This window comes from Ligilactobacillus aviarius (assembly GCF_001654615.1).
GTDB lineage: Bacteria > Bacillota > Bacilli > Lactobacillales > Lactobacillaceae > Ligilactobacillus > Ligilactobacillus aviarius_B.
Genome location: NZ_LWUD01000034.1, coordinates 1 through 4,353, shown reverse-complemented (window position 1 = coordinate 4,353; position 4,353 = coordinate 1). Strand labels below are relative to the sequence as shown.

The window sequence follows — 4,353 nt, the reverse complement described above, 5'->3', positions numbered from 1 at the left end:
AAAAAAGAACATACTCAAGTACCATGACATGTAAGTTTCCAAGCCGAAAACGCAATACAAGAAAGCGTAGCGTCTAGGGGGCTCGAAGATATGTATAAAAGACAGGCGTAACAACAGTTAATGCTTCTCCTAAAAGTTCTTCACCAATACGATTTGACAAAGAGCCACAAAAATAAAAAGCCATGCTTTCGCATGACTTTCTATCATTCAATTATTAACCAGCGTTACCGCCGTTCTTCTTAATAATTTCTTCTTGAATTGACTTCGGAACTGGTTCGTAGTGATCCATTGTCATTGTAAATGTCCCACGACCTTGTGTTGCTGAACGCAATGTTGTTGCGTAACCAAACATTTCAGCCAACGGTACATAAGCATTAACAACTTGTGATCCACCACGTGCTTCCATTCCGTCAACCCGACCACGACGAGCTGTAACGTGTCCCATAACATCACCTAAGTTGTCTTCAGGACATACGATTTCAACTTTCATGATTGGTTCAAGGATAACGGCACCAGCCTTAGCTGCGGCATTCTTCAAAGCTAATGATGCAGCAACTTTGAAGGCTGCTTCACTTGAATCGACTTCGTGGTAACTACCATCATATAACTTAGCCTTAACATCGATTAATGGGTAACCAGCTAAGACACCGTTTTGCATAGCTTCCTTCAAACCTTGTTCAACTGAAGGAATGTATTCACGAGGAACAACCCCACCAACGATAGCATCTTCGAATTCGAAGCCTTTACCTTCTTCGTTTGGTGTGAATTCGATCCAAACATCACCATATTGACCTTTACCACCTGATTGACGAACGAATTTACCTTGAGCAGATACTTGCTTTGTAAATGTTTCACGGTAAGCAACTTGTGGTTCACCAACTTTAGCTTCAACGTGGAATTCACGCTTCATCCGGTCAACGATGATATCCAAGTGCAATTCACCCATTCCGGCGATCAATGTTTCACCAGTTTCTTGGTTTGTTTCAGCCTTGAATGATGGGTCTTCTTCAGCAAGCTTTTGTAAAGCAACATCCATCTTATCTTGGTCAGCCTTTGACTTTGGTTCAACTGAAACTTGGATAACTGGATCTGGGAATTCCATTGATTCAAGAATCAATGGGTGATCTGGATCTGTTAATGAGTCCCCAGTTGTTGTATCCTTCAAACCGATTGCGGCTGCAATATCACCTGAGAATACTTCTGGGATTTCTTTCCGGTGGTTTGAGTGCATTTGCAACAAACGACCAACACGTTCACGCTTGCCCTTTGTAGCGTTCAATACGTATGAACCAGCTTCCAAAGTACCTGTGTAAACCCGTAAGTATGTTAAACGACCAACGAATGGGTCTGTTGCGATCTTAAATGCTAAACCAGCAAATGGCTTTGAGTCATCAGCAATTAAGTCAACTTCTTCACCTGTGTCAGGATCTGTAGCTGTGTATGGCTTAACATCTAATGGTGATGGCAAGTAATCGTTAACCCCATCAAGCATCATTTGAACACCTTTGTTCTTAAATGCTGAACCAGCAAATACTGGGAAGAGGTCTAACGTTAATGTTCCGCGACGAATTGCTGCCCGAAGTTCATCGTTTGAAATTTCTTCACCGCCAAGGTATTTTTCCATGATTTCATCGTCAACATCGGCGATTTGTTCAATCATTTCTTCACGACGCTTTTCAGCTTCTTCACGGTATTCTTCTGGAATATCAACTGTATCCCACTTTGAACCTAACTTATCTTCGTCATAAAGGTCAGCCTTCATTTCGATTAAGTCGATAACCCCTTCGAATTCATCTTCAGCACCGATTGGCATTTGAACTGGCAATGGGTTTGCTTGAAGACGATCCCGGATCGTATCAACTGAGTAATCAAAGTTAGCACCGATCTTATCCATCTTGTTAACAAAGACGATCCGTGGAACCCCGTATGTACTTGCTTGACGCCATACGTTTTCAGTTTGTGGTTCTACCCCTGATTGGGCATCCAAAACAACAACGGCCCCATCTAAAACACGAAGTGAACGTTCAACTTCGATTGTGAAGTCAACGTGCCCTGGGGTATCAATAATGTTGATTCGGTGATCTTTCCATTGAGCTGTTGTAGCAGCTGATGTGATTGTGATCCCACGTTCTTGTTCTTGTTCCATCCAGTCCATTTGTGAAGCACCATCGTGTGTTTCACCAATTTTGTGAATTTTACCTGTATAGTAAAGAATACGTTCTGTTGTAGTTGTCTTACCAGCATCGATGTGAGCTACGATCCCGATATTACGTGTTTTTTCCAAAGGGAATTCACGTTTATTAGCCATGGAAATATTCTCTCCTTCCAATTATTAAATCAATCGAATTTTCAAAAAAATGACTATTATAGGATAAAAGAATCTATAACAGCCATTCCACAAAATATTACCAACGATAGTGTGCGAATGCACGGTTTGCATCAGCCATCTTGTGTGTATCTTCACGTTTCTTAACAGAAGCACCAGTATTGTTAGCTGCATCCATAATTTCTTTTGCTAAACGTTCAGACATTGTGTGTTCACCACGAAGACGAGCGTAGTTTACGATCCAACGTAAACCTAATGTACGACGACGGTCTGGACGTACTTCGATCGGAACTTGGTAGTTAGAACCACCGATCCGGCGGGCCTTAACTTCCAAAACAGGCATAACGTTTTCCATTGCTTGTTCAAAGACTTCCAATGGATCCTTGCCAGTCTTTTCTTTGATCATATCAAATGCTTCGTATAAAATCTTTGAAGCTGTACCACGCTTACCATCTAACATAAGGTGGTTAATTAAACTTGTAACCAATTGTGAATGATAAATTGGATCTTCAGGTACTTCGCGTTTTGCTGCAGGACCTTTTCTTGGCATATGCTCTACCTCCTAAAATAAGTATTGATTATTTCTTCTTAGGCTTCTTTGCACCATATTTTGAACGGCTTTGCATCCGGCCTTCAACACCAGCTGTATCCAAAGCACCACGGATAACATGGTAACGAACACCAGGCAAGTCTTTTACACGGCCACCACGAATCAAAACAACACTGTGTTCTTGCAAGTTGTGACCAATACCTGGAATGTAAGCTGTAACTTCGATCAAGTTTGACAAACGTACACGAGCGTACTTCCGCAAAGCTGAGTTAGGCTTCTTTGGTGTCATTGTACCAACACGTGTTGCAACCCCACGCTTTTGTGGAGCTGGATTGTTTGTTTGAACTTTTTTGTAACTGTTGTACCCAAAGTTTAAAGCTGGGGAATTAGATTTTGAACCTTTAGACTTACGACCTTTACGAACTAATTGGTTAATTGTAGGCATCTAAAGCTTCCTCCTTCCTTAATTGTCATTTTTCTAGTACACACACCCAGGAGTTTCTTTTTTAATTATAAAAAACTCGGTGTGAGATATTACTGTGCTAAACAGTTCTCATAAAGCACCTTTTTTAATTTATCACAGAGCATTTTTGATGTCAATTCAATTTCAAAAATAATTTTAAATTTCGTAATTATCTTTAGGAGGATTTTTATGTTAACTATTGCTTTTATTTTAGGAGCCGTATGCGTTTCATTTGGAATGTGCCAGGCCCGGCGGTATGTTGAGCAAATTCAAAACTGCAACTGGTCGATTTGTGATCATTGTCATCAGCGACTTAAATGGTGGCAGTTGATTCCAATTTTAGGATATCTGCTTCAAGGCGGAAAGTGTGTTAATTGCCATTTTCCAATCACGGTTGCTTATCCCATCGGTGAATTTCTCGGCGGGGGATTCTTCATTTACTTATTTTCAACTTTTTCTGACTTAGCTGCAATTCAATTTGGTTTCTTATTAACTTGGCTTTTAATTTTAGCACTTGAAGATTTCTTCACCCAGACGGTCTCGCTTAACCTTTTGCTTGGTGGCACATGCAGTGTTCTCTTAATCTTTGGCAATCGAACTTTCAATATTCCGTTAATTCAAATCGAGTTCTGGATCATCGTCAGCGGAAGTCTCGCAATTTTATCGCTCAACAACTACTTTGGATGGGCTGATACCTGTCTGATAAGTTTATTTGGAATTTTATTTCCACCAATTACCCTTGCGGTGATCATTTTAATTGCTTCTTGCGGTGCCTTCATTACATTGAAGTTTTCAAATCAAACCACGCTTCCTTTTATTCCATGGCTTTTAATTGGAATCATTGTAACTTTACTTTTGCATTTAACAACCTGATCAGTCTTACTAAATAAAAAAAGAGGTTGTGACATAAGTCACTAAATCACAGGAGTCACTTCAGCGAGAATTCGCTGAAATGCCTCCTTTCATTTATAATAAAAAAGAAGTTACCTCACATGTAACTTCTTCATTAAGTAT

The 4,353-nt window shown here is 40.2% G+C and carries 4 protein-coding genes; 1 reads left to right on the top strand and 3 read right to left on the bottom strand.

All coding sequences use genetic code 11. The features are described 5' to 3' along the window. Positions 1-214: 214 nt before the first annotated feature. The 3 genes from fusA to rpsL all read right to left on the bottom strand — a co-directional run bounded on the left by fusA (position 215) and on the right by rpsL (position 3,321). Entirely contained in the window at positions 215-2,308 is a 2,094-nt protein-coding gene (fusA, locus tag A3O17_RS05640; protein ID WP_057826626.1) for an elongation factor G, read from the bottom strand. Between the two features lie 97 nt (positions 2,309-2,405). Continuing rightward, positions 2,406-2,876, bottom strand: a complete 471-nt coding sequence (rpsG, locus tag A3O17_RS05635) for a 30S ribosomal protein S7 (protein ID WP_057826625.1) — start codon at positions 2,874-2,876, stop codon at positions 2,406-2,408. Positions 2,877-2,904: 28 nt separating this feature from the next. After that, a complete protein-coding gene (gene rpsL, locus A3O17_RS05630) occupies positions 2,905-3,321 on the bottom strand; it encodes a 30S ribosomal protein S12 (RefSeq protein WP_057906204.1) in 417 nt (138 codons plus the stop codon). 207 nt (positions 3,322-3,528) lie between these two features. On the opposite strand from rpsL, the gene A3O17_RS05625 reads away from it, so the two are divergent. Then, on the top strand, positions 3,529-4,212 hold the full coding sequence (locus A3O17_RS05625; protein ID WP_064208344.1) for a prepilin peptidase: 684 nt from the start codon (positions 3,529-3,531) through the stop codon (positions 4,210-4,212). Positions 4,213-4,353: the final 141 nt, after the last annotated feature.